Here is a 25242-nt window from a genome sequence, read left to right as displayed (position 1 = left end):
CAACGCCCTGGCGTCGTCCCGAGGAACGTTCGGGCTCGAACCTCAGGCCGGATGCGCCGGGCCGGCCGATGCGGACGCGCATGACGAGGACGCACGGGGAACGGCGGTCGGGCGCCTGCGGGATCGTCGGGAGCGGCGACATCCCCCGGCGGAGCCTCCGGGCCGGTCGACCGCCGCCCAGCCCCGCCCGGACCTCTGTTTCATGGATAATCGCCATTATCCATCATGCGTTGAATTGGGCGGTGCTTGATCAACACGGGGATCGGCGGGTGCCGGGGATTGTCGGTGGGGTGCGGTATGAAGATCCAATGCGAGTTCTCGCCGCTCAGGAGTCGTTCTTCCTCGCCCGCCGCCCCCGGAAGGACTCCCCCCACACCACGGCGGCGTACCGGCGCGACCTGGCGGGCATCACGGCGCTGCTGGCCGAGGTGTGCTCCACTCCCCCTGCGGACCTGCTGATCGCCCACCTGACGGCCGGGAACCTGCGGGCGGCGTTCGGGGTGTTCGCCGATTCGCACGCGAAGAGCTCGGTGCTGCGGGCGTGGTCGACGTGGAACCAGTTCCTGACGTTCTGCGTGGCCGAGGACCTGGTGCCGGGCAATCCGATGGGTGCGGTGGCGCGGCCGAAGACCCCTCCCCTGGTGCCCAAGCCGCTGCGGGGTGAGGACACGCCGGAGCGGTTGTTGACGGCGGCGGCGGAGGGGGCGAGCAAGGGGCGTGATCCGTGGCCGGAGCGGGATGTGCTGGTGATCGCGTTGGGGTTGGTGGCGGGGTTGCGGTCGGCGGAGATGCGGACGTTGACGTTGGCGTCGGTGGTGGGTCGGCCGGGTGAGCGGCGGTTGCACGTGGCGGGCAAGGGCAACCGGGATCGGTCGGTGCCGATCGAGCCGGCGATGGACCGGATCATCGAGCAGTACCTGGTGTCGTGTCGGGCGCGGTTCCCGCAGGCGCGGTTCGACCGGGGTTCGGCGTTGTTGCGGGATCGGCGCGGGGAGCCGATCGGGCGGGGTGGGTTGGAGTACCTGGTGCGGTCGTGTTTCCGGTGGGCGGGGTTGCACGACCGGGTGCCGTCGGGGGCGAACCTGCACGCGTTGCGGCACACGTTCGCGACGCGGTTGGCGGAGGACGGTGCGTCGGCGTCGGAGATCATGGCGTTGTTGGGGCATGCGTCGTTGTCGACGTCGCAGAACTACATCGAGGCGACGGCTCGGGAGCGGCGGGCGGCGGTGGCGGGGAATCGGACGTATGTGTCGTTGTCGCGGTTGCCGGGTCAGCGGGAGGAGTAGGCCCCTGGGGTTGTGCTGTCGTGGGTTCGGGGTGGGGTCGGCTTGGGCTGGTCTGTCCGGGTGACTTGGGTGTGTGGTTGTTCGCACGGGTGTACGCAGGTCTTATGAGGGCGGTGTGGCGCGGTTCGGTGACGTTCGGGCTGGTGACGTTCCCGGTGCGGTTGTTCTCGGCGACGCGGGAGCACGGGTTCCGGTTCCGTCAGGTGCATCGGGCGGATGGTGGGCGGATCCGGCATCGGCGGGTGTGCGAGGTGTGTGCCGAGGAGGTGGCGCTGGTCGACGTGGTGAAGGGGTACGAGCTGGCGGACGGTCGGCTGGTGCTGTTCGAGCCGGAGGATTTCGAGGGGTTGCCGGTGGTGTCGGGGCGGACGATCGAGGTGGTGCAGTTCGCGCAGGCGGATCAGGTGGATCCGATCCTGTTGGACCGTTCGTTCTACCTGGAGCCGGAGCGGTCGGCGGTGAGGTCGTACTGCTTGTTGCGTGATGCGTTGGAGCGGGCGTGGCGGGTGGCGGTGGTGCGGGTGGCGATCCGGCGGCGGGAGTCGTTGGCGGTGGTGCGGCCGCGTGGTCGGGTGTTGGTGTTGCAGACGTTGTTGTGGCCGGATGAGGTGCGGGAGCCGGATTTCGGGTTTTTGGGCGATGCGGTGGTGGAGTCGGGGTTGCCGGAGGTCCGGGTGGCGACGTCGTTGGTGAATTCGATGACGGCGGAGTTCGATCCGGGGGTGTTCTCGGACGGGTATCGGGATGCGTTGGCGGGGTTGATCGAGGCGAAGGCGGCGGGTGCGGAGATCCCGGTGTCGCGGGCGCCGGAGGAGACCGGTGGCGGGTTGGATCTGATGACGGCGTTGCGGCGGAGTCTGGATCGGGTGCGGTCGTCCCGGTCGCCGCGGGAGGAGTAGGCCGGGTCGGTCGTCGGTTGGGCCGGTCGGGGGTGTCGTGGTGGCCGTGGGGTGGTGTCGCCACGCCTGTTTTTAGCCCGTTCGGGTGACGTACTGGTGCGGAAGTCGCGTGTGACGGGTACTCACGTGGAATGAGGTCCGTGTGGCGCGGGGCGATCTCCTTCGGGCTGGTCACGATCGGTGTCCGGTTGTACACAGCGACGGAGGAGCACGACTTCCGGTTCCATCAGGTGCACCGGGAGGACGGTGGGCGCATCCGGTACAAGCGGGTGTGCCAGGTGTGTGGTGAGGAGGTGCCGTTCGCGGACATCGCCAAGGGCTATGAGCTGGATGACGGCCGGATGGTGGTGGTGGACGCGGAGGACCTGGAGAAGCTGCCGATCAACACCGATCACGCGATCGACGTGTTGGAGTTCGTGCCGGTGGAGGAGATCGATCCGATCTACTTCCAGAAGTCGTACTACCTGGAGCCGGACAAGGCGGCGGCGCGGCCGTACGTGTTGTTGCGGACGGCGTTGGAGAAGTCGGGCCAGTTGGCGGTCGTGAAGATCACGATCCGTCAGCGGGAGACGTTGGCGATGTTGCGGGCCCGTGACGACCTGTTGGTGATGCACACGATGTTGTGGCCGGATGAGGTGCGCAAGCCGGATTTCGAGTTCCTCGACGGTGACATCGAGGTGCGGCCGCAGGAGTTGAAGATGGCGTCGTCGCTGGTGGAGAGCATGGCGGGGTCGTTCGACCCGGGTGAGTTCAGTGACGAGTACACGGTGGCGATGCAGAAGTTGATCGAGGCGAAGGCGGAGGGTGCGGAGCTGCCGGAGCAGCCGGAGGCCGAGGAGTCCGGTGAGGTGATCGACCTGATGACGGCGTTGGAGCGGAGTGTGGAGCAGGCGCGGTCGTCGCGGGGTGGGAAGAAGCCCGCGGCGAAGAAGGCTCCGGCGCGTTCGTCGTCGTCGCGGTCGCGGTCGTCGTCGGCGAAGTCGGGTGACGGTGCGGCGGGCAAGTCGGAGAAGGCGGAGAAGGCTCCGGCGAAGAAGAAGGCGAAGCCTGCCTGAGGCGGGGTCGGGGGTCCTGGTCCGGGTCGGTTGAGTCGGGGGCGTGGATGGGCGGGGATCTTTCGGAGTACCGGCGCAAGCGGGATCCGGGTCGGACGCCGGAGCCGGTTCCCGCCGATGGTGCGCTGCTCCCCCGTGGTGGTGACGACACGTTCGTGATCCAGGAGCACCACGCGTCGCGGCTGCACTGGGACGTGCGGTTGGAGCGGGGTGGGGTGTTGGTGTCGTGGGCGGTGCCGAAGGGGTTGCCGGCGGAGCCGGGGACGATCCGGTTGGCGGTGCGCACCGAGGATCACCCGTTGGAGTACGCGTCGTTCGAGGGTGTGATCCCGAAGGGCGAGTACGGCGCGGGTTCGATGTCGATCTGGGATCGGGGCCGGTACGAGACGGTGAAGTGGAGCGACCGCGAGGTGGACGTGGTGCTGCACGGGTCTCGGGTGCGGGGCGAGTTCGTGTTCTTCCGGCGGGCGGGGTCGGGGTCGGGTGACGGGAAGGACTGGATGGTGCGTCGTCGGCATGAGGCGGCGCGGCCGGACTGGGTGGCGTTGCCGGAGTCGGTGGCGCCGATGTTGGCGACGGCGTCGTCGGTGTTGCCGGAGCCCGGTGGGGAGTTCGCGTTCGAGTTCAAGTGGGACGGGGTGCGGGCGGTCGCGCGGGTGGAGGGTGGTCGGGTGCGGTTGGTGTCGCGGTCGGGCAACGACGTGACGGCGACGTATCCGGAGTTGCAGGGGTTGGGTGGGGCGTTGGGGTCGACCCAGGTGTTGTTGGACGGGGAGGTCGTGGCGTTGTCGGGTGGGCGGCCGAGTTTCGGGGCGTTGCAGCAGCGGATGCACGCGGGTGGGGCGCAGGCGCGGCGGTTGGCGGCGCGGTACCCGGTGACCTATCTGGTGTTCGACGTGTTGCACCTGGACGGGGCGTCGACGTTGGACCTGCCGTATGTGCGGCGGCGGGAGTTGTTGGAGGGGTTGGGTGTCGCGGGTGCGCATTGGGCGACGCCGAGGGCGTATCCGGGTGCGGGGCCGGAGGTGGTGGCGGCGAGTCGGGAGCAGGGGTTGGAGGGGGTGGTGGCGAAGCGGCTGGATTCCCGGTACGTGCCGGGTGTGCGGTCGCCGCACTGGGTGAAGGTGACGGAGGTGGTGGCGCAGGAGGTGGTGGTCGGCGGGTGGCGGCCGGGTGTGGGCAGGCGGGCGGGGGTGGTGGGGTCGTTGTTGTTGGGGATTCCGGACGGGGAGGGTCTGGGGTTCGTGGGGTCGGTGGGTACGGGGTTCGGTGAGGAGGAGTTGCGGGGGTTGACCGACCGGTTGCGGTCGTTGGAGGTGGGTCGGTCGCCGTTTTCGTCGGTGGTGCCGCGGGAGCGGGCGCGGGGTGCGCGGTGGGTGCGTCCGGTGTTGGTGGGTGAGGTGGTGTTCCGGGAGTGGACGGCGGATGGGCGGTTGCGGTTCCCGACGTGGCGGGGGTTGCGGCCGGACAAGTCGCCCGGGGAGGTGCGGCGTCTTGGGTGAGGGGCAGGTGGTGCGGGTCGGTGAGCGGCGGTTGAGGCTGACGAACCTAGACAAGGTGCTGTACCCGGAGGTGGGGTTCACCAAGGCGGAGGTGATCGACTACTACACGCGGATCGCGCCGGTGTTGTTGCCGCACCTGGCGGGTCGGCCGTTGACGTTGCGGCGGTTCCCGAACGGGGTGGAGGGGCAGTCGTTCTTCGAGAAGAACGTGCCGTCGCACGCGCCGGAGTGGGTGCGGACGGTGCGGGTGGGGACGCCGGGGTCGTCGCGGGGGGCGGAGTTCGCGGACTTCGTGGTGGTGGAGGACTTGGCGACGTTGGTGTGGTTGGCGAACCTGGCGGCGTTGGAGTTGCACGTGCCGCAGTGGACGGTGGGTGCGCGGGGTGCGCGGCACTCCCCTGATCTGGTGGTGTTCGACCTGGATCCGGGTGCGCCGGCGACGGTGGTGGAGTGCTGTCGGGTGGCGGAGCGGTTGCGCGGGGTGTTGGTGGCGGACGGGTTGTCGCCGGTGGTGAAGACGAGCGGGTCGAAGGGGTTGCAGGTGTACGCGGCGGTGCGGGTGTCGTCGCCGGAGGGGCCGTCGGTGTATGCGAAGGGGTTGGCGCAGCGGTTGGCGCGGGAGTCGCCGGAGGCGGTGGTGTGGCGGATGGCGAAGGCGCAGCGCACCGGGAAGGTGTTGATCGACTGGTCGCAGAACAACCCGGCGAAGACGACGGTGGCGCCGTACTCGTTGCGGGCGCGGCCGGTGCCGTCGGTGTCGACGCCGGTGACGTGGGACGAGGTGGTGGCGTGCCGGTCGCCGGAGGACCTGGTGTTCGTGGCGGACGAGGTGCGGGAGCGGGTGGGTCGGTTCGGGGATCTGTTCGCGGCGGGAAACGCGTCGCCGTTGCCGGGGTGAGGGGCTTATCCTGGTCGACTGCCTATCAGGAGGGTGGTCATGGTCCGGGAGCGTTCGGTGTCCTCGCAGGAGGCCATGTTGGCGGCGTACGTGTCGCCGCCGGCGAAGTTGAACGGCCGGGTGGACGTGGTGGCGTACGACCCGGTGTGGCCGGGGTTGTTCGAGCGGGAGGCGGCGCGGATCCGGGCGGTGCTGGGTCCGGTGGTGGTGGCGTTGGAGCACGTGGGGTCGACGTCGGTGCCGGGGTTGGCGGCCAAGCCGATCGTGGACGTGCTGCTGGTGGTGGCGGATTCGGGTGACGAGTCGACGTACGTGCCGGCGTTGGAGGCGGCGGGGTACGTGTTGCGGGTGCGGGAGCCGGAGTGGCACGAGCACCGGATGTTCAAGGGCCCGGACACGGACGTCAACCTGCACGTGCACACGGTGGGGAGTCCGGAGATCACCCGGATGTTGACGTTCCGGGACTGGTTGCGCGCCCATGAGGAGGATCGGGCGTTGTACGAGTCGGTGAAGTCGGGGTTGGCGGCGCGGGACTGGACGTACGTCCAGGACTACGCGGATGCGAAGAACGACGTGGTGGACGAGATCCTGTCGCGGGCCGCCCCGGACGGGCCGCGCCGCGACTGATCGGGTGTGGGCCCGGCGGGGGTCGGGCCGCGCCGCGACTGATCGGGTGTGGGCCCGGCGGGGGTCGCGCGATCGGTGCGGCACTCCCCCGGTTTCGGTTCGCCGGGTCGGGTGTCGTGCCGACTGTCCGGGTCCGGGCGGTCCCGGCCGGTACGGGTCTGGTGTCCCGTCGGGCCCGTGGTGTCGGGTTGCCGACACTGCGGGCGGGCGCGATCGGGCCCGCGGTGTGCCGGTGGTGGGGAACAATCCTGCCGCGTGAGGTTCGGTGTGCTCGGTCCGGTGGTGGCGCGGCGTGCGGACGGGACGGAGGTCCCGGTCGGCGGGCCGCGGCTGCGGGCGTTGCTGGCGGTGTTGTTGGTGGACGCGGGCCGGGTGGTGGGGCTGGACCGGTTGGTGGACGCCCTGTACGGGGATCGGCCGCCGGCGGGGGTGGCGAACGCGGTGCAGTCGCAGGTGTCGCGGTTGCGGTCGTTGCTGGATGTGGAGGTGGAGCGGTCCGCGGCGGGGTATCGGCTGGTGGTGGACCGGTCCGAGGTGGACGCGTTGCGGTTCGAGGACCTGGTGGCGCGGGGGTTGCCGGGCGAGGCGCTGGCGTTGTGGCGTGGTCCGGCGTTGCGGGACGTGGGTGACGCGCCGTTCGCGCAGGCGCAGGCGGCGCGGTGGGAGGAGCTGCGGCTGCGGGCGGTGGAGGATCACGACGTGGCTCCGGTGGCGCTGTTGGCCGAGTTGGTGGCGCGGTTCCCGTTGCGGGAGCGGCTGGTGGCGCGGTTGGTGCGGGTGCTGCACCGGGAGGGCCGCCGGGCGGAGGCGTTGGCGGTGTTCGAGCGGACCCGGTCGGTGCTGGTCGAGGAGTTGGGTTCGGATCCGTCGCCGGAGTTGGCGGCGGCGCACCTGGAGGTGCTGCGGGGTGAGCGGTCGCCGGCGCGGCACGTGCTGCCCGCCCAGTTGACCAGTTTCGTGGGTCGGGCGGAGGAGGTGCGGCTGGTCGGGAGGGCGTTGCTGGGGTCGCGGCTGGTGACGTTGCTGGGGCCGGGTGGGGCGGGCAAGACGCGGCTGGCGGTGGAGGTCGCGGCGTCGGACCCGGGTGATGTGTTCTTCGTGGATCTGGCGCCGTTGGGTGCGGGCGGGGATGTGCCGCAGGCGGTGTTGACCGCGTTGGGGTTGCGGGAGGACGGGCTGCGGGCGGTGTCGTCGCCGGTGCAGCGGCTGGTGGCGGCGTTGGCGGAGCGGTCGGTGCTGGTGGTGTTGGACAACTGCGAGCACGTGGTGGCGGACGCGGCGGTGTTGGCGGGTGCGTTGTTGACGGCGTGTCCGGGGTTGCGGGTGTTGGCGACGAGCCGGGAGGCGTTGGGGGTCACCGGGGAGACGGTGCGGCCGGTGCCGCCGTTGCCGGTGGACGACGTGGGGTCGGCGGCGGTGCGGTTGTTCGTCGATCGGGCGGTGGCGGTGAACCCGTCGTTCGTGCTGGACGGGGTGTCGGGGCCGGCGGTGGTGGAGATCTGCCGGGCGTTGGACGGGATGCCGTTGGCGATCGAGCTGGCGGCGGCGCGGGTGCGGTCGTTGCCGGTGGCGGAGGTGGCGGCCCGGTTGGGTGACCGGTTCCGGTTGTTGTCGCGGGGGTCGCGGGCGGCGGCGCCGCGGCACCGGACGCTGCACGCGGTGGTGGAGTGGAGCTGGGATCTGCTGGATGCCGACGAGCGGGTGTTGGCGCGCCGGTTGACGGTGTTCTCCGACGGCACGACGTTGGAGTCGGCGGCGGCGGTGTGCGGGGTGCCGGGGACCGACGAGCTGTTGCCGTCGCTGGTGGACAAGTCGTTGGTGGAGGTGTCCGGGCGGCGGTACCGGATGCTGGACACGATCCGCGCGTTCTGCGCCGAGCGGCTGGTGGAGGCCGGTGAGCTCGAGCGGGTGCGGCGGGCGCACGCGCGGTGGGCGCTGGGGGTGGCGGTGGAGGCCTCGCCGCACCTGTTGCGGGCCGGGCAGTTGGAGTGGCTGGCGCGGTTGTCGGCGGATCACGAGAACTTCAAGGCGGCGATCCGGTGGGCGGTCGGGGTTGAGCGCGGGTTGGCGTTGCGGTTGATGGCGGAGCTGGGCTGGTACTTCTGGGTGCGGGGGTTGCGCACGGAGGGGTCGCTGTTGGCCGAGGAGGTGGTGCGCGCGGTGGGGCCGGTGGCGCCGGCGGGGTTGGCCGAGGAGTACCTGGTGTGCGCGTTGTACGCGTCGTCGACCGGTGCGCGGGAGGCGGTGCCGGGTGCGCCGTCGCCGAAGCAGCAGCTGCACGACGTGTTCGCCGGTCCCGCGACGCGGCCGTTCCTGACGATGCTGTGGGGCATGGCCTACGGGGTGCCGGATGTGGAGACGCCGACGTTGGACGGGTTGCGCGGCAGCCTGATCGGGCCGGACGACTGGTCGCAGGCGTTGGCGCGGTTGGGGTTGGGCATGCAGTTCCAGTACGCGGGCCGGCTGGCCGAGGCGCGGGTGTCGCACCTGGAGGCGTTGGGCCGGTTCCGGGTGTTGGGCGAGCGGTGGGGCATGTCGGTGGTGTCGGCGCAGTTGGCGGAGTTGGCGCGGGCCGACGGGGACCTGGGTGCGGCGGTGCGGTACCTGGACGAGGCGCTGGTGCTGTCGGAGGCGTTCGGGGTGACCGAGCACACGGCGGGCATGTTGACCCAGCGGGCGGAGTGGGCGCGGCACCGGGGCGAGTTCGACTCGGCGTGGGCGGACCTGGAGCGGGCGGCGGCCTCGGCGCGGTCGCAGGGTGCGGTGGGGACGTTGGCGGAGGTGCGGCTGGGCATGGCGGAGGTGTGCCGGTCGCGGGGTGACCTGGCGGGTGCGCGGCACTGGTGCGAGCAGGCGCTGCGGGTGTGTCCGTCGGGGTGGTTCGGGCCGGCGGAGGTGCGGGCGTCGATCCACGTCGCGGTGGGGCGCACGGCGTTGGCCGAGGGTGATCCGGTGGCGGCGAGGGAGGCGTTGGGGTTGGCGCTGGAGTCGGCCGCGGAGTGGGGCAACCAGATGGTCGTGGCGCGGGTGGCCGACGCGCGGGCGGCGTTGGCGTTGGCGTCGGGTGACGCGCGGGGCGCGGCGTTGCTGCTGGGGGCGGCGCACGGGCTGCGCGGCACGGTGGCGGTGGTCGACCCGGATGTGCTGGGCACGGAGCGGGCGGCGCGGGCCGTGCTGGGCGACGCGGTGTTCCGGGCGCGGGCGGCGGAGGGTGCCGGGTTGGGGCGTGACGGGGTGTTGTCAGCGCTTCGTGCGTGACCGGTGCGCGGTGTGGTCTTGGCTGCCGCGCATGGACAGGGATTTCCGCAAGTGGGGCACGCTGGTGTTGGCGTGTCTGGCGATGCTGTTGTTGGCGATCGACCTGACGGTGCTGCACCTGGCGGTCCCGGCGCTGGTCGCCGATCTGGATCCGTCGGCGTCGCAGGTGTTGTGGATCGCCGACGTCTACGGTTTCGCGTTGGCGGGGCTGCTGGTGACGATGGGCAACGCCGGTGACCGGTGGGGCCGCAAGCGGCTGCTGCTGGTGGGCGCGGCGGCGTTCGGGGTGGCGTCGGTGGCCACCGCCTACGCGCCGACCCCGGAGTCGCTGATCGCGGCGCGGGCGCTGCTGGGGGTGGCGGGGGCGACGATCATGCCGTCGACGCTGTCGATCATCCGCAACGTGTTCACCGATCCGCGGGAGCGCAGCGCGGCGGTCGGGTTGTGGAGCGGGGTGGGTGCGGCGGGGTTCGCGTTCGGGCCGATCGTGGGCGGGCTGCTGCTGGACCGCTTCTGGTGGGGTTCGGTGTTCCTGGTCAACGTGCCGGTGGTGGCGCTGCTGATCGGGGTGGGCGCGGTGGTGCTGCCGGAGTCGCGCAACCCGCGTCCGGGGCGGGTGGACCCGCTGTCGGTGCTGCTGTCGGTGGTGGGTGTGGTGGCGGTGGTCTACGCGGTCAAGGTGGCCGCGCACGACGGTGTCGGGCAGGTCGACGTGGCGGTCGCGGCCGTGGCGGGCGTGGTGGCGCTGGTGGTGTTCGCGCGCCGCCAGTCGGGGTTGGCCGAGCCGTTGATCGACGTGCGGCTGTTCCGGCTGCGGGCGTTCTCGGCGTCGATCGGGGCGACGCTGGTGGCGATGTTCGCGAGCCTGTCGTTGTCGCTGCTGCTGGCCCAGTACCTGCAACTGGTGCTGGGGTGGTCGCCGTTGCAGGCGGGTTTGGGTGGTCTGCCGGGCGGGTTGTGCGCGGCGGTGGGCGGGGTGCTGGCCGGGTCGCTGGTGCGGCGGTGGGGGCGGGCCGCGGTGGTGGCGCTCGGGTTGGGGTTGACGGCGGTGGGGTTCGCGTTGTTCGCGGCGGTGCTGGCGGTCGACGCGTCGTTCTGGTCGATGCTGCCGGCGATGGTCGTCTACGGGGTCGGGGTGGGGTTCGCGTTCGCGGTCACCAACGACACGGTGCTGGCGTCGGTGCCGCGGGAACGGGCGGGTGCGGCGGCGTCGATCTCGGAGACCGCGACCGAGGTGGGCGGCGCGTTGGGCATCGCCGTGCTGGGCAGTGTGCTGGGAGCGGTGTACCGGGACGACGTGGTGCTGCCCGCCGGGGTGGACGCGGCGGCGGCCGATTCGCTGGGGGCGACGCTGCACGTGGCGGCGTCGCTGCCGGGCGAGGTGGCCGCTCCGCTGGTGGTGGCGGCCCGGCAGGCGTTCGTGGACGGCGCGGCGACCAGCCTGTGGGTGTGCGCCGGTCTGCTGGTGGTGTTGGCGGCGGTCGCGGGCCGGGCCCTGCGTTCGGTGCCGAAGGTCATCGACGAGCCCACCGACGAACCCACCGACGAACCCAGCCCCGTGCACCCCTGATCCGCGGCACCCGGGCGGGTGATCACATTCCGTTGAACGGTCACAACGGGTCGTTCCGGAAAGCGACATGATGATTCGAGACGTCCATCCGGTTGCGCGAATCGGAATTTCGTGGCCTGCTTCGGGGGTCGGTAGCGTCGAATTTCATGGAGTGGAGTTTCCGGACAGCCGGAGAGTTGACGGCCGCATTGCGTGCCGGTGAAGTGACCTCGGCGGAACTGACCGACGAGGCGATTGCCCGTATCGAACGCGACGACAAGGCGGTCAACGCGATCTGTGTGCCGGACTTCGACCGGGCGCGGGCCGCCGCGCGCGGTGCCGACCGGGCGCGGGCCCGCGGGGAGGTCCGGCCGCTGCTCGGTATCCCGGTGACGGTCAAGGAGTCCTACGACATGGCCGGGCTGCCCACGACCTGGGGCATGCCGCAATACCGGGATCATGTGCCGGCCGAGGACGCGGTACAGGTGTCGCGGCTCAAGGCCGCGGGCGCGGTTGTGCTGGGTAAGACCAATGTGCCTTTGGGGTTGCAGGACATCCAGAGTTTCAACGAGATCTACGGCACCACGAACAATCCGTGGGATCACGGTCGCACGTCGGGCGGGTCCTCCGGCGGGTCGGCGGCGGCCCTGGCATCCGGATTCGGCGCGTTGTCCATCGGCTCGGACCTCGCCGGTTCGCTGCGCACCCCCGCGCATTTCTGCGGTGTGTATGCGCACAAGCCGACACTCGGACTGGCGGCGACCCGCGGCATGGTCGCGCCGCCGGCGGCGCCGTTGCCGGTCGACCTGGACCTCGCCGTCGTGGGTCCGATGGCGCGCACCGCCCGCGACCTCACGCTCCTGCTCGACGTCATGGCCGGCCCGGACCCGTTGACCCACGGCAAGGCCTACGACCTGAGGCTGCCGCCCGCGCGCCACGAGCGGCTCGGCGACTTCCGGGTCCTGGTCGTCGACGGGCATCCGCTCGTCCCGACCGGGTCCGCCGTGCGGGCGGGCGTGGACCGGGTGGCCGACGCGCTGGTCGACGGCGGCGCCCGCGTCGAACGGCACAGCCGGCTGCTGCCCGACCTGGCCGAGGCCGCGACGCTCTACATGCAGTTGCTGATCTCGGGCTCCGTCGCGCGTTTCCCGATCGGATCGGACGAGCAGCTGCGGGCCCGCGTCGCCGCACTGCGCGCGGACGACGAGAGCCTCGACGCGGCGAGGCTGCGCGCCATGGTGTTCAGCCACCACGACTGGATGGAGGCCGCCGGCCGTCGCGAGCTGCACCGCCACGGCTGGCGGCAGCTGTTCGCCGAGTTCGACGCCGTGGTGTGCCCTGTCACGCCGACTCCCGCGTTCCCGCACGACCACGAACCCGATCCGATGCGGCGCCGGATCGACATCGACGGCGTCGGGCACCCGTACTTCGACCAACTGGTCTGGGCCGGTCTGGCCACCATGCCCGGCCTGCCCGCCACCGCCGTACCGGCCGGCAGGTCCCCCGAGGGCCTGCCGGTCGGAGTGCAGCTCATCGGCCCGATGTTCGAGGACCGCACCCCGCTGCGGCTGGCCGAGCTGCTCGAACGGGAGATCGGCGGCTTCCGGGCGCCGCCGGGGTAGGGCGCACTGCCGGGTGCCCGTCCGGCGGCCGACCCCGTCGTGGGAATCGGTCGTCGGGCCGGTGCCCGGCGGGGCGGGGGCGGGATCGGTGCCCGGCGGGATCGGGCGGGGCGGGTTCAGGGTGCGGCGGGCGGGGTGTACCAGGCGCCGCCCCAGCCGGGCGGGTCCTGCAGCACCGCGAACTCCGCGCCCGCCGGGTCGGCGAGGGAGGCGACCAGCCCGGTGGGGACCTCGGTGGGCGGCACGACCACCCGCCCGCCGAGGTCCGCGGCCAGCCCGGCGGTCCCGGCGGTGTCGGGCACGGCGAAGTAGCACAGCCAGCGCTGCCGCTCCCCCACCAGCCGCCCCGCCACGGCCCGGTGTTCGCGCGGCGTGTCGTAGACGGTGAACGGCTCGTCCGGGCTGCGGGTGCGCCAGCCCAGCTCACCGGCCCAGTACGGGTCGTCGGCGGTGCCCATGAACTCCACCCAGCACGGTTCCCCGGCACGCGGTTCGGGCGCCCACGGGCCGTGCAGCACCCGCCCCTGGTCCACCGCGGCGCCCTGCCGCAGTTCACGCGGGCCGGGGCCGGCGAACACGACCCGGAACCCGTCCCCGCCGGGCCGCACCCGCAGGGCGAGGCGGTCGCCGACCCAGCCGGTGAACGTGCCGTCGGTCTCGGCGATCACCACCCAGCCGAACAGGTGGGCGTAGAAGTCGGCGATCGGTTCGGGATCGGCGGTGCTCAGCTCGATGCGGCGCACACCGCGCGCGGGGCTGGCGGAAGGACCGGACACGGGGCGAATTCCCATCGGCGGGTACAGCGGCGGGCGGAGATCAGGAACGCGCCCCATCCTCCGCACCGGCCAAGGGTGTCGACAATGCTCCGTTCGGACCTACCGGTTCGGCCGTCAGGATCCGCCCCAGCGGCACCGGCCGGCCCAGGTGGAAGCCCTGCCCCACCCGGACGCCCAGCCGCGTCAGGGTTTCCACCTGCGCGGGCCGCTCCACCCACTCGGCGACCGCGGACAGCCCCAGGCCGCGGGCGATCTCCACGATCCCGGCCACCAGCACCGCGTCGGTGGAGCGCTCGTCGATACCGCGCACGAACTCGCCGTCGATCTTGATACCGGTGATCGGCAGGTGCTTGAGGTGCACGAAGGACCCGAAGCCGGAACCGAAGTCGTCCAGGGTGATGCGGCAGCCGAAGGCCCGCAGCTGCAACGCCAACGCCCGCGCCGCGTCCAGGTTCGTCACCGCCGCGGTCTCGGTGATCTCCAGGCCCAGCCGGCCCGGGGCGACACCGGCGGTGGCCAGCCGGTCCAGCACGAACCCGCCGAAGTCCTCGTCCTCCAGGGTGCGGCCGGAGACGTTGACGTTGAACCGCAGGTCCAGGTCCGGGTGCCGCACGAGGGTGTCGATCGCGGTGGACAGCACCCACCGGTCGATGTCGAGCACCAGGTTGGAACGCTCGGCCTCGGGCAGGAAGTCCGCCGGCCCCAGGTAGGGCTCCTGCCCGTCCTCCAGGCGCAGCAGCAGCTCGTGCCCCAGCGTGCGACCCGACAGCAGCTGCACCATCGGCATGGCGTGCAGCGCCAGCCCGCCGCCGTCCAACGCCGCCCGCAGCCGGTCCATCACCGACACCCGCTTCGCGGTGTCCGCGTAGTGGCCCGGCTCGTACACGGTGACCCGGTTGCGGCCCGCCGCCTTCGACGCGTACAGCGCCAGGTCGGCGTTGGCCAGCACCAGCTCCCACGTGTCACCCGCGCCGAACTCCGCCACCCCGGTGCTCACCGTGACGTGCGCGGACGCCGCGACCAGCGGCAGCGCCGCCACCGCGTCCCGCAGGCCGTCCGCGACCCGCACCGCCTCCGCCGACGTGCAGCCCGGCAGCACCACCGCGAACTCGTCGCCGCCCAGCCGGCCGATCAGCTGCGACCCCGACAGCCGCGACCGCAGCGTCCCGGCGACGGTCTTCATCAGCCGGTCGCCCACGGCGTGCCCGCGCAGGTCGTTGACGTCCTTGAAGTTGTCCAGGTCCAGCAGCAGCAACGACCCCGACGACCCCGACCCCAGCCGCCGCTCCAGCTCGCGGGTCACCGCCCGCCGGTTGGCCAACCCGGTCAACGGGTCCTGCTCGGACAGCGCCAGCAGCTCGTCGTGCACCCGGCGCGCCCGGGTGATGTCGTGCGCGGTGCCCAGCACCCGCAGCGGCGTGCCGTCCTCCGCGCTGACGATCTCCCCGAAGCACTCGAACCACCGCTCGGTGCGCCGGTCGGCCAGCACCATGCGGTGGGTGTAGGAGAACCCCGCGCCCGACCGCATCGCCTCCTCCAGGGTCGCCTGGATCATCGGCAGGTCGTCGGGGTGCACCAGCCCGGCGTAGCCGTCGAAGTCCAGCCGCGTGCCCGGCGGGAACCCGAACATCTCCAGCAGCGCGTCCGACCACACCACCCGGTCCTCGGCGATGTGCCACTCCCAGGTGCCCATCCGGCCCATCATCTGCGCGCGGCGCAACGCGTCCGCCTCGTGCGTGGCCTCCAGCTCCCGGTCCCGCCACGCCGTCACGTCCGCCACCCGGTACAGCAGCTCCCCGTCACAGCCCAACGGCTGGCAGGTCACCTCCAGCCACCGGTGACCCCGGCGGTGGGCGCTGGGCATCAGCAACGCCAGGCTCGACCGCGGCCGGTCGGGCACCCCGGGCAGCAACGCGGGCAGCGACCGGCCCGCGACGCGGTCCGCCGCCACACCCACGATCTCCGCCAGCGCCGGGTTCACCCAGCGCAGCGTCCCGTGCCCGTCCGTCACACCGAAACCGACATCGGCCCGGTCGAGCACCTCCCGGTGCAACGCGCCGTCGCCGTCCACGCGCCCTCCTCGCCACCCCGCGCGCAATGATGGTGGAGTCCCCGCACGGGGGGCAAGCCGACGCCCACCCCCGCACGGGCGATCCCCGGGCCCTCCGCCGCCCGCCCCGCCGACCGCACCCGCCACGACCCGCACCGACTCCGGCGACCACCCCCACGGCACACCCGCGGCACGACCGTGACACGCCCCGCGCGACACGCCCCGGACGCGCCGCGACGGTGACACCGTGCCGCAGAACCGCGGACTGGGTGCCCGGAAGCGCCGCGCGGATCAGCGCAGCCGCTCCAGCCCGCGCGCGGTGTCCACCAGCTCCTCGGCCAACCGGCGCAGCTCCGCCCGGTCCGCCCCGTCCGCGGCCGCCGTCGCCACGTCCTCCGCGGCACACCGCAACTGGAACAACCGGTCCTGCAGATCGGCCAACTCCCCCGCCGACAACACCACCGCGTCCTCGGGCAACCCGCCGCGCTGCACCGCCGCCCGCCGCTCGTAGGCCCGCTGCCGGCACGGCTGCGCGCAATACCGGCGGGGACGCCCGATCCGGCCGCTGTCGGGCAGCCGACGGCCACACCAGGCACAATGCCTGGCCTCCTCCCGGCGCGACGCGACGGCCTCGGTCACCAGCTCCATGGCGGGCGACGGTATCCCGCTACCCACCGGTCACCCCAACGCCACGCCGCCAAGGCAGACTCCACGCCGTGACCGCGAACCACCCGTACCTGTCCGGCCCGCACCCCAGGGCGTTCGCCCACCGCGGCTGGCACCTCGACGACCTGGCGGGCATGGAGAACTCGCTCGCCTCGTTCCGCCGCGCCGCCCGGGAAGGTTTCCGCTACCTGGAGACCGACGTCCACGCCACCTCCGACGGCGTCGTCGTCGTGCACCACGACGACACCCTCGACCGCACCACCGACGGCACCGGCCCCGTCGCCGGCCAACCGTGGTCGGCCGTGCGCAACGCCAACGTCGGCGGCCGCGAACCCATCGCCCGGCTGGCCGACCTGCTGGAGGAACTGCCCGACGCGCTGCTCAACGTCGACGTCAAGGCCGACCACGCGGTCACCCCCGTGATCGACCTGCTCAAAGCCGCCGGCGCGCTGCACCGGGTGTGCCTGGCGTCGTTCTCCGACAGACGCCTCGCCCGACTGCGGCAACTCGGCGGACCGGACCTGATGACCTCGATGGGCCCCCGCTCGGCCGCCGCGCTGTGGGCGGCCGGCCGGATCCCGCTGCCCGGCCTGCCGATCGCCGGGCGCATCGCCCAGGTACCCGCCACCCAGGGCCGCCTGGTCGTGGTCGACGACCGGTTCGTGCGCGCCGCCCACCGACGGGGCCTGGAAGTCCACGTGTGGACCGTCGACGACGCGCACCGGATGCGGACCCTGCTCGACCTGGGAGTCGACGGCCTGGTCAGCGACCGGCCCGACGTCCTGCGTGACGTGCTGCGAAACCGCGAGGCATGGGCGGGCGGCTGAACGGCAACAGGTTGGCGGTGATCACCACGCACCCCCGGACGGGGAAGTACAGTCCGCCTCCATGAGCGTGGCCGACAGCCCAGCACCCGCGATCGACCGCAAGCGGGAACAACGCGGATGGACCTGGTACGACTGGGCGAACCAGGTGTTCCCCACCTCCGTGGTCACGGTGTTCCTCTCCGGCTACCTCACCGCCGTGGCCAAGGAAGCCGCCCGCGAGGACACCACCCGCAACGGACCCGACGCGTGCGCCACCAGCTCGCTGCAGCAGTGCGACATCTCGCTGCTGGGCGCCCACTTCCCCGCCGGATCGCTGTGGGGCTACCTGCTGTCCATCGCCACCCTCGTCCAGGTCGTCGTGCTGCCCGTCATGGGCGCCATCGCCGACCGCACCCAGAACAAACGACGCATGCTCGGCGGCCTGGCCTTCGGCGGCGCCACCGCCACCATCGCCCTGGCGTTCGTCGGCGGCTCCAACTGGCACCTCGGCGTCGTCCTGTTCATCCTCGGCAACATCTGCTACGGCGCGTCGGTCGTCGTCTACTACGCCTTCCTGCCCGAGATCGCCACCCCCGACGAACGCGACGCGGTGTCCTCACGCGGCTGGGCGTTCGGCTACCTCGGCGGCGGCCTCGCCCTCGCCGTGCAACTGGGCCTGTTCATCGGCCACGACGCCATCGGCCTGAGCGAAGGCGCCGCCGTGCGCGTCGGCTTCGTCATGTCCGGCCTGTGGTGGGCGGGCTTCACCCTCATCCCCCTCGCCCGCCTCAAACGCCACCGGGAACCGCGCGGCGGCGAATCCGGCGTGTCGGTGATCACCGACGGGTTCCGCGAACTGCGCCAGACCATGCGGCAGGCCAAGACGTTCCCGCTCACCCTCGCGTTCCTGGGCACCTACCTCATCTACACCGACGGCATCGCCACCGTCGCCAACGTCTCCGCCCAGTACGGCCGCGACGAACTCGGACTCGACGAGACCGTCCTCATCGCCACCATCCTCATCGTCCAGTTCGTCGCCTTCGCCGGCGCCGTCCTGCACGGCTGGGTCGCCAAGCACTGGGGCGCCAAGCGCACCATCATGGTCAGCCTCATCGTGTGGATCTTCGTCATCGGCGCGGCGTTCTTCGTCCAAGCCGGACAGCAGCTCCAGTTCTACGGCCTCGCCGTCGGCATCGGCATCGTGCTGGGCGGCACCAACGCCCTGTCCCGGTCGCTGTTCTCCCAGATGATCCCGCCCGGCCGGGAAGCGCAGTACTTCTCCCTCTACGAGGTCGGCGAACGCTCCACCTCCTGGCTGGGCCCGCTGGTGTTCGCCGGCGTCGGCCAGGCCACCGGCTCGTTCCGGCTGGCGATCATCTCGCTGGTGGTGTTCTTCGTCATCGGGTTCGTGCTGATGATCTTCGTGCCGATCCGCAAGGCCATCACCGCCTCCAGAAACCCGGTGCCCGCCAAGGTCTGACACCGGGGCCCGGCACCGGGGCCCGACACCGAGAGGTGCGACACCGAGGCCCGTCGCGGGCCGGACGGACGAAAGGCGAGGAAAAGACGGGCAAGGGCCACACCGGCCGGCGCACAGCCGCAACGCGCGCCCACCGGCGACCCCACCCCACGACCACCTCAGCCGGCCGACACCGGCGTCCCGGCACGAACACCCGCCCACGGCCGGAACACCACCACCACAGCCGCGGCCACCAACCACGCCCCGCCGAACCCCGCCATCGACAACGGCACCAGAAAACCCCACACCGCACCCACCACGGCACCGACCACCGCCGCCACCGACCACCGCACCCGCGCGACCGGGGGAGCCTCACGGTGGAACCCCAGCAACACCGCCACCGCCGTCACCCACAGCGGCACCTGCACCACCAACACCCAGCCCACCGGCCCCGCCGACAACGCCGCCCGCAACGCCACCACCACCCCGCACAACGCCGCCACCGCCACGGCGACCCGCGCCATCACCCGACGCCCGGCCACCAGCCCCACGAACGCCGCCACCACCAACGCGTCGAACCACCCCGTCCACACCCCGCCGAACCGCACCACCGCCGCCGCGCCCTGCGCCGCCGACACCACATGCCCCAGCAGACCGGCCGACGCCACCAGCCGCACCACGTCCCCGGCCCGGCTCCGGGCCCGCAACCGGACCCGCACCGCCAACCCCAGCGTCGCCCACGCCTCACCCCACCCCGGCCACCCGTACTCGGCATCCAGGTCACCGTCACGGCCCGCCAGGAAGATCCCCACCATCTCCTCCTCCCGCTCCGCCCGGTACCAGACCGGCAGCACCCGCAACAGCGCCCGGTAACGGCGTTCCAGGTTCGAGCTCACCGCGCCTCCCTCGCCCGCAACACCGACGACGCCGCCCGCACGTTCGCCGACAACCGCGCCACCTCCGCCGACAACGCCCGCACCCCGGCATCGGTCAACCGGTAGTACCGGCGCAACCGCCCCTGGTGCACCTCCTCCCGGTCCCGCTCCGTCAACCCCTCGGCCACCAACCGGTCCAGCACGCCGTACAGCGTGCCCACCCGCAGCACCACCCGGCCCTCGGACAACGACTCCACCGACTGCACCACCGCGTACCCGTGCAACGGCTCCTCGGCCAGCGCCGTCAGCACCAGGAACGCCTGCTCCGACATACCTCTCACACCGCAGGTTATATCGCAAAGCGTAATATGGCGTCCAGCGAGCGATCGACGGACGAGGCCTCACCGACTCCGCCGTGACACGCACCGCCTCCGGCCGCACGCGAGGCGACGACCGGAGGCGGATCGGACGAAGGCGTCGGCGATGGTCAGATCCAGATGGCGTTGGCGCCGCCCACCGACCACTTCACGGCCCACAACTCGTTGAGCCCGTCCGGGGCACTCATCAGGTAGCGGCCCGTGTGCAGGTTCACGAACTCGATGCCCAACGTGTTCTTGCGGACCTTCCAACTCTGGTAGGCCGACCGGTTGCAGGGGAAGCTGCGCAGACCCTCGTGACTGTGGTCGACGCACCTTCCGGTCGCCACGTTGCGCAGCTCGCGCGTCCCGTTCGGCCACACCTGGACCTGCCACTTCTGATAGTTCAGGCCGTTGCACGGGAACACCCGCAGGCCCACGTGGCTGTCGTCCATGCACTTGCCGGTCCCGTAGCTCTTGAAGGTCTGGACCGCCTGCGGCGCGATCGCGGAGTCCCCCTCCTCCGCCCCGGCGACCCCGGGGGCGGCCGACACCAGCACGGCGAAAACCGCCGCCGACACCATCGAGCACAGTCTCCTCATGTCACTCCAATCCCATCGGACCGTCGACCGGCCGCGCCCCTCTGGCGGCCGGTCATGGGACCGCCGGGTCGGCGGCACCCCCTCGGTGACAGCGACGGTCGCCCACCGCGCTGACCGCACGTTGAGCCGCGGCTGATCGCCCGAGGCAGGCCGTCGGTTCTGTGCGCTTTTGTTTTGCGCGCCGGAAGCCGAGCTGCTTTGTCGGGTGTCTTTTTGGTCAGCACTGAAGTTATTCACTCGATTGGGTGACGAGTGGTACTTCGTGTCGCGCGCCGTCGCACGCCCAGGGGCCCCGACGCCGCATTAAGGTGGCCCGCCGTGGAGCCGACGAACCCCCAGACCGACCCGACCGACGCCCTGTCCTCCGTGCCCGCCGCCGGCGCACGACGGGGCGTCGCCCCCACCGGCAGGCTCCGGTTCTTCTTCGGCCCCATGGACTGCGGCAAGTCCACCCTCGCCCTGCAGATCGACCACAACCAGGCCCGCCAGGGCCGCAGCGGCCTCCTGCTGGTCCGCCACGACCGCTCCGGCACCCCCACCATCTCCAGCCGCATGGGCTTGGCCCGCCGCGCCGTCGAAGTCCACGAGGACATGAACCTGTGCGGACTCGTCCGCGAACACTGGGCCCGGGGCACCCGCGTCGACTACCTCATCGTCGACGAGGCCCAGTTCCTCTCCCCCGCCCAGGTCGACCAACTCGCCGAACTCGCCGACGACGCCCAGCTCGACGTCTACTGCTTCGGCCTGGCCACCGACTTCCGCAGCACCATGTTCCCCGGCTCCCGCCGCCTGTTCGAACTCGCCGACGAACTCAACGCCATCCAGGTCGACGTCCTGTGCTGGTGCGGCCACCCCGGACGCTTCAACGCCCGCGTCCACGACGGCGACGTCGTCCGCGCCGGCGACACGGTCCTGGTCGCCGACACCGCCCACACCCCCGACGAGGTCCGCTACCAGGTCCTGTGCCGCAAGCACTACCGCACCGGCGACCTCGGCCCCGACACCGTCCAGGGACGCCAGCTCAGCCTCACCGAGTAGGGGCACGGCCGGACCACGCCCGGAACCTGCGACGGTGGCCATAACCCCCGACCACCCCCGGTCGGCTCGCTACCCTGGCCCGATGGCCGGGACGAGCGACCCAACCGACACGCCGGCGCCCCGCGTGCTGGCCCGCGCCGCCCGCGAGAACCTCGGCGGGTTCGAGCGGCGGGTGCGCCGCCGCCCCGGCCTCGGCGGGGCACTGGCGTGCCTGGTGATCCTCGTCGTCGTCATGAACTTCGTGGTCAACGGGCCGGAGAACGTCTGGGGTCGCGGCGTTGTGGTGGTCGGCCTGCTGATCGTCATCACCTGGGGCTATGTCTGGTTCCAGCGCGTGCGCGGTGGGCTCTACCTGTTCTCCGAGGGTTTCGTCGACGCCGCCGGCAGGCGCGTGGTCGCCGTGGCGTGGTCGGAGATCCGGTCGATCGAGGGCCAGAACACGCAGTTCGCCATCGGTTCGCTCCCGGCGGGCAACGCCTTCGCCTACGAGGTGGCGTTCACGGCGCGGGAGACCGGCCAGGAAGCTGCGTGGAGGTTCAACACCACGTACGACGACGTACGTGGGCTGGCCGGACTGATCTCCCGGCGCTCCGGTGTCCCGGTGTCCGGCCTCACCGACCCGTACCGGCTGTGAAGTGGCGGCGGGCAGGCCGTACCCGGGGTGATCGTGGATCAGGGGTCCGGCGTGATCCCGGTGACGAAGGCGGTGAGCTGCCACAGCTCGCGCGCGAGCTCGGGGTTTCGTGCGGTCGCGGTGCGACGGGCGGGACCGGCCGGGCCACGGATCTCGAAGGGACCGGTCGGTCCGAGGTAGTCACCACCGCGGACCGGACCGGTGGCGGCGAGCAGCTGCGGTTGGATGCCCGCGGCCACCGGCTGGGAGAGGTACCGGTCGGGTAGCACGAGCATTCGGGCGCCCCGGGTGTTACTGCGGGCGAGGGCGTTGTTGAGCAGCTCCGAGGCCGTCAGTCCCGGATGGGCGGCGATCGAGAGCACCGAGTCCCCGGTGCCCCGCAGTCGCCGGTCGAGTTCGGCGGCGAACAGCAGGTTCGCGAGCTTGGAGGCTCCGTAGGCGCGTGTCGGTGAGTAGCGGCGGCGTTCCCAGTGCAGGTCGGTGAGGTCCAGGCCGCCGGTGCGGTGCCCGAGGCTCGACGTCGTGACCACCCGCGCGGGCCGTTCCGGCAGCCCGGCCGTGCGCAGCGCCGGCATGAGCAGCCAGGTCAGTGCGGCCGGGCCGAGGTGGTTGGTGCCGATCTGCAGTTCGAACCCGTCCCGGGTCCGCTCGTGCGGTCCCAGTGACACGGCGGCGTTGTTGACCAGCACGTCGACCCGGTCGCCGGTGCGTTCCCGGATGTCCGTGGCGGCGGTGTGCACCGAGGCGAGGTCGGCCAGGTCGAGCAGCACGAGTTCGGCCGAGCCCGGCCCGTCGATGCCCGCCCGCACCTGCTCGACGGCCGCCGCTCCACGCTCGGCGTCGCGAGCGGTCATCAGGACCCGGGCGCCGGCCCTCGCCAGCACGGCGGCGAGGGCCCGGCCGAGGCCGGAGGTGGTCCCGGTGACGACGACGGTGCGGTCGGCGAGGTCGGGAACGGCTTGGGATGTCGGTGCCATGGCCAGGTGCCTCCGGTTCGAGGGTTTCGTCAGGGCGTTTAGAGCGTCGCCCGCCCCGGTCTCATGTGACGCTGTCATATGACCGATGGTCCCATTTCAGATGACATTGTCAAGTAAGGTGGTGGCGTGACACGAGCGGAGACCGCAGCGACCACGCGACGAGCGCTCATCCGTGCCGCGTCCGAGCTGCTCGACGAAGGCGGCCCGGACGCGGTCACCCTGCGCGCGGTGGGCGCGCGGGCCGGGGTCTCCCGCGGCGCGCCCTACGGCCACTTCGAGAACAAGGACCACCTCCTGACCCAGCTCGCCGTCAACGCGTGGAACTCACTGGCCGAGGAGGCGGCGCGGCTTCGCGCGAACCTCGAGATCCCCGTGCGAGCGCGGCTCGAAGGAGGTCTACTGGCGCTCATCGCGGTCGCCCGCCGGCAGCCGCACCTGTTCGCGCTGATGTTCAGCACTCCGGCGAACACGCCGGTCGCCGTCGAGGCCGCGGACCGCGTCGCGAGCGAGTTCTTGGCGCTCGTCGCGGATGTGGTCGGCGAGGCCGACGCCCCCCGCTACGGCGCCCTGCTGATGTCCAGTGCCTACGGCATCGCCGGGATGGAACTCGGCGGCCACCTGACCAAGGAGACGTGGCACGTCAGCGTCGAGCAACTCGTGCACATGCTGGTCGACCACACCCCGCCCGGTCCCGGCGAGCCCGGCCGAGCCGGCTGACTGGTCGCAGCTCCGGAAGCCCCGGGCCTCCCCCGTCGGAACACCGCCCCGCGGCCCGCGGACGCGGCACGCCACACTGTCCCCCGTGACAGGGAAGATCAGCGCGGGGATCCTGCTGTACCGACACACCAACGACGGCCTGGAAGTGCTCATCGGCCACATGGGCGGCCCGTTCTGGGCCCGCAAGGACGCCGGGGCCTGGTCCGTCCCCAAGGGCGAACCCGACGCCGACGAACCGCTGGAGGCCACCGCCCGCCGGGAGTTCACCGAGGAACTCGGCCTGCCCGTCCCCCACGGCGAGCTGACGCCCCTGGGCGAGGTGCGGCAGTCCGGCGGCAAGACCGTCCACGTCTGGGCGCTGCAAGGCGACCTGGACCCCGCGCAGGTCGTCCCCGGCACGTTCGAGCTGGAGTGGCCCAAAGGCTCCGGCAACCTCCGCCGGTACCCCGAAGTCGACCGGGTCGCCTGGTTCTCCCTCGCCGAGGCGTCTTCGAAGCTCGTCACGGCGCAGCGTGTGTTCCTGGACCGACTCGCCGGGATTGATCTTTAAGTCCACACTGAAATCATTATGGAAATAAAGTACCGGGCCCGACGTTTGGGTGCGGGCCGGACGGGTGACCCCATCCGATGGTCACCACGCAGCACGATCAGTCGGACACTCAGCGTGGCGACTGTGCTGTACGCCACCTAAATAACTTTGCGTGACCACAAGGATGATGACTGTCACTACTGTCGCGTTAAGCCCGCCGTCACATCGCCCTACGTGTTCGGTCTAAGCTGTCGCAGCCGCACACTTTCTGCCGGTACTGCTCCATCCGTGTGATGAAGTAGCCCGACAGCTTGATAACGCGTCACGATCCAGCCGCGATTGCATCCCTTAGGAGGAAGCCTTCGTTGACGGGTGAAAGACGTCACTGTGGGCGACCATGACCGCTAAGCCGGGAACGAACGGAGCAGTCCGATCGTTGCACTCGGTGAGCAAAAAGCCTGGGCCCCGGCCCTGAGCCGAGCGAAAGGACACCGCCATGGCCGACCGCGTTCTACGGGGTAGCCGGCTCGGAGCAGTCAGCTACGAGACCGACCGCAATCACGACCTCGCCCCGCGCCGGTCGGTGCGGTACGCCTGCCCCAAGGGCCACGACTTCGAGGTCCCGTTCTCCGACGACGCCGAGATCCCGCACACCTGGGAGTGTCGACTCCACGGGCAGGAATCGAAGATCATCGACGGCGCGGAGCCGGAGGCGAAGAAGGTCAAGCCGCCGCGCACGCACTGGGACATGCTCCTGGAGCGGCGCACCATCCCGGAGCTGGAAGAGCTCCTGGACGAGCGGCTGGAGGAGCTGAAGGGCCGGCGCACCCGCACCGCCTAGGAAGCCCTCACGACGCGCGAAGGGGGCCCGCCGATCGGCAGGCCCCTTTTCCGACCGCCCCGCTAGTAGGACTTCGTTAGGTGCTGTTGAGCTGCGGTTTTGTCGGGCTGTTCGGGTCTGGACGGGTTGTCGGCAGGTGTGGCAGCGGCCTGTCCAGACCGTGAGTAAGTGTTGGAGGTGGCGCAGGACGGCGTAGGGCGTCAGCCTTGCGTAGGGGCTT

23 protein-coding genes are annotated in these 25242 nt (G+C 71.7%); 16 read left to right on the top strand and 7 right to left on the bottom strand.

The features are described 5' to 3' along the window. Window positions 1–290: 290 nt before the first annotated feature. The 9 genes from FHS29_RS00115 (at window position 291) to FHS29_RS00075 (ending at window position 12696) form a co-directional block, all read left to right on the top strand. Window positions 291–1286 carry a tyrosine-type recombinase/integrase gene (locus FHS29_RS00115; RefSeq protein WP_312864665.1) on the top strand — a complete coding sequence of 332 codons (996 nt, stop codon included), beginning with the start codon at window positions 291–293 and terminating at the stop codon, window positions 1284–1286. A 104-nt stretch (window positions 1287–1390) separates the two neighbouring features. Next, the gene (ku, locus tag FHS29_RS00110) at window positions 1391–2185 is read left to right on the top strand and encodes a non-homologous end joining protein Ku (RefSeq protein ID WP_184687048.1); all 795 of its coding nucleotides are present in this window, start codon (window positions 1391–1393) and stop codon (window positions 2183–2185) included. Between the two features lie 131 nt (window positions 2186–2316). Then, window positions 2317–3240 carry a non-homologous end joining protein Ku gene (gene ku / locus FHS29_RS00105; protein ID WP_184687047.1) on the top strand — a complete coding sequence of 308 codons (924 nt, stop codon included), beginning with the start codon at window positions 2317–2319 and terminating at the stop codon, window positions 3238–3240. 47 nt (window positions 3241–3287) lie between these two features. Beyond that, window positions 3288–4742, top strand: coding sequence for a non-homologous end-joining DNA ligase (ligD, locus tag FHS29_RS00100; RefSeq protein ID WP_184687046.1), 1455 nt, complete (start codon window positions 3288–3290; stop codon window positions 4740–4742). Then, window positions 4735–5640, top strand: coding sequence for a non-homologous end-joining DNA ligase (gene ligD / locus FHS29_RS00095; RefSeq protein WP_246439745.1), 906 nt, complete (start codon window positions 4735–4737; stop codon window positions 5638–5640). The genes ligD (FHS29_RS00100) and ligD (FHS29_RS00095) overlap by 8 nt, the downstream gene beginning before the upstream one ends. Before the next feature lie 39 nt (window positions 5641–5679). Further along, a complete protein-coding gene (locus FHS29_RS00090) occupies window positions 5680–6267 on the top strand; it encodes a GrpB family protein (protein WP_184687043.1) in 588 nt (195 codons plus the stop codon). Between the two features lie 255 nt (window positions 6268–6522). After that, window positions 6523–9525, top strand: coding sequence for an AfsR/SARP family transcriptional regulator (locus FHS29_RS00085; protein ID WP_184687041.1), 3003 nt, complete (start codon window positions 6523–6525; stop codon window positions 9523–9525). A 31-nt stretch (window positions 9526–9556) separates the two neighbouring features. Continuing rightward, the gene (locus FHS29_RS00080; RefSeq protein ID WP_246439743.1) at window positions 9557–11095 is read left to right on the top strand and encodes an MFS transporter; all 1539 of its coding nucleotides are present in this window, start codon (window positions 9557–9559) and stop codon (window positions 11093–11095) included. Window positions 11096–11241: 146 nt separating this feature from the next. Next, window positions 11242–12696 carry an amidase gene (locus tag FHS29_RS00075; RefSeq protein WP_184687037.1) on the top strand — a complete coding sequence of 485 codons (1455 nt, stop codon included), beginning with the start codon at window positions 11242–11244 and terminating at the stop codon, window positions 12694–12696. 116 nt (window positions 12697–12812) lie between these two features. Here the strand turns inward: FHS29_RS00075 and FHS29_RS00070 are convergent, their stop codons facing one another. The 3 genes from FHS29_RS00070 to FHS29_RS36435 all read right to left on the bottom strand — a co-directional run bounded on the left by FHS29_RS00070 (window position 12813) and on the right by FHS29_RS36435 (window position 16170). Beyond that, the gene (locus FHS29_RS00070; protein WP_184687035.1) at window positions 12813–13472 is read right to left on the bottom strand and encodes a VOC family protein; all 660 of its coding nucleotides are present in this window, start codon (window positions 13470–13472) and stop codon (window positions 12813–12815) included. A 40-nt stretch (window positions 13473–13512) separates the two neighbouring features. Further along, window positions 13513–15543, bottom strand: coding sequence for a putative bifunctional diguanylate cyclase/phosphodiesterase (locus FHS29_RS00065; RefSeq protein WP_312864664.1), 2031 nt, complete (start codon window positions 15541–15543; stop codon window positions 13513–13515). A 270-nt stretch (window positions 15544–15813) separates the two neighbouring features. After that, window positions 15814–16170, bottom strand: coding sequence for a hypothetical protein (locus FHS29_RS36435; protein ID WP_184687031.1), 357 nt, complete (start codon window positions 16168–16170; stop codon window positions 15814–15816). Window positions 16171–16238: 68 nt separating this feature from the next. Between FHS29_RS36435 and FHS29_RS36430 the strand changes: the two genes are divergently transcribed. Next, complete coding sequence (locus FHS29_RS36430) at window positions 16239–17015, top strand: glycerophosphodiester phosphodiesterase family protein (protein ID WP_184687029.1); 777 nt, start codon at window positions 16239–16241, stop codon at window positions 17013–17015. A gap of 61 nt (window positions 17016–17076) precedes the next feature. Next, window positions 17077–18474 carry an MFS transporter gene (locus FHS29_RS00050; RefSeq protein WP_184687027.1) on the top strand — a complete coding sequence of 466 codons (1398 nt, stop codon included), beginning with the start codon at window positions 17077–17079 and terminating at the stop codon, window positions 18472–18474. Window positions 18475–18632: 158 nt separating this feature from the next. Here the strand turns inward: FHS29_RS00050 and FHS29_RS37495 are convergent, their stop codons facing one another. The 3 genes from FHS29_RS37495 to FHS29_RS00035 all read right to left on the bottom strand — a co-directional run bounded on the left by FHS29_RS37495 (window position 18633) and on the right by FHS29_RS00035 (window position 20286). Beyond that, complete coding sequence (locus tag FHS29_RS37495; protein ID WP_184687025.1) at window positions 18633–19349, bottom strand: hypothetical protein; 717 nt, start codon at window positions 19347–19349, stop codon at window positions 18633–18635. Further along, on the bottom strand, window positions 19346–19660 hold the full coding sequence (locus FHS29_RS00040; protein WP_184688512.1) for a PadR family transcriptional regulator: 315 nt from the start codon (window positions 19658–19660) through the stop codon (window positions 19346–19348). Before FHS29_RS00040 ends, FHS29_RS37495 begins: the two co-directional genes overlap by 4 nt. Before the next feature lie 155 nt (window positions 19661–19815). Then, window positions 19816–20286, bottom strand: coding sequence for an RICIN domain-containing protein (locus tag FHS29_RS00035; RefSeq protein WP_184687023.1), 471 nt, complete (start codon window positions 20284–20286; stop codon window positions 19816–19818). A gap of 318 nt (window positions 20287–20604) precedes the next feature. On the opposite strand from FHS29_RS00035, the gene FHS29_RS00030 reads away from it, so the two are divergent. Further along, window positions 20605–21324, top strand: coding sequence for a thymidine kinase (locus FHS29_RS00030; protein ID WP_184687021.1), 720 nt, complete (start codon window positions 20605–20607; stop codon window positions 21322–21324). Between the two features lie 82 nt (window positions 21325–21406). After that, window positions 21407–21958, top strand: a complete 552-nt coding sequence (locus FHS29_RS00025) for a DUF6585 family protein (RefSeq protein ID WP_184687019.1) — start codon at window positions 21407–21409, stop codon at window positions 21956–21958. A 38-nt stretch (window positions 21959–21996) separates the two neighbouring features. Here FHS29_RS00025 and FHS29_RS00020 read toward each other — a convergent pair whose 3' ends face one another. Continuing rightward, complete coding sequence (locus FHS29_RS00020; protein ID WP_184687017.1) at window positions 21997–22935, bottom strand: SDR family NAD(P)-dependent oxidoreductase; 939 nt, start codon at window positions 22933–22935, stop codon at window positions 21997–21999. Window positions 22936–23061: 126 nt separating this feature from the next. Between FHS29_RS00020 and FHS29_RS38000 the strand changes: the two genes are divergently transcribed. From FHS29_RS38000 to FHS29_RS00005, 3 genes are all read left to right on the top strand, one after another. Further along, the gene (locus FHS29_RS38000; RefSeq protein WP_184687015.1) at window positions 23062–23652 is read left to right on the top strand and encodes a TetR/AcrR family transcriptional regulator; all 591 of its coding nucleotides are present in this window, start codon (window positions 23062–23064) and stop codon (window positions 23650–23652) included. Between the two features lie 85 nt (window positions 23653–23737). Continuing rightward, on the top strand, window positions 23738–24202 hold the full coding sequence (locus FHS29_RS00010) for an NUDIX hydrolase (RefSeq protein WP_184687013.1): 465 nt from the start codon (window positions 23738–23740) through the stop codon (window positions 24200–24202). A 475-nt stretch (window positions 24203–24677) separates the two neighbouring features. Next, window positions 24678–25022, top strand: a complete 345-nt coding sequence (locus FHS29_RS00005; RefSeq protein ID WP_053722354.1) for an RNA polymerase-binding protein RbpA — start codon at window positions 24678–24680, stop codon at window positions 25020–25022. Window positions 25023–25242 lie beyond the last annotated feature (220 nt).

Source organism: Saccharothrix tamanrassetensis (genome assembly GCF_014203665.1).
In the GTDB taxonomy this organism is placed as follows: domain Bacteria; phylum Actinomycetota; class Actinomycetes; order Mycobacteriales; family Pseudonocardiaceae; genus Actinosynnema; species Actinosynnema tamanrassetense.
This window is presented reverse-complemented; position numbering and strand designations above follow the sequence as displayed.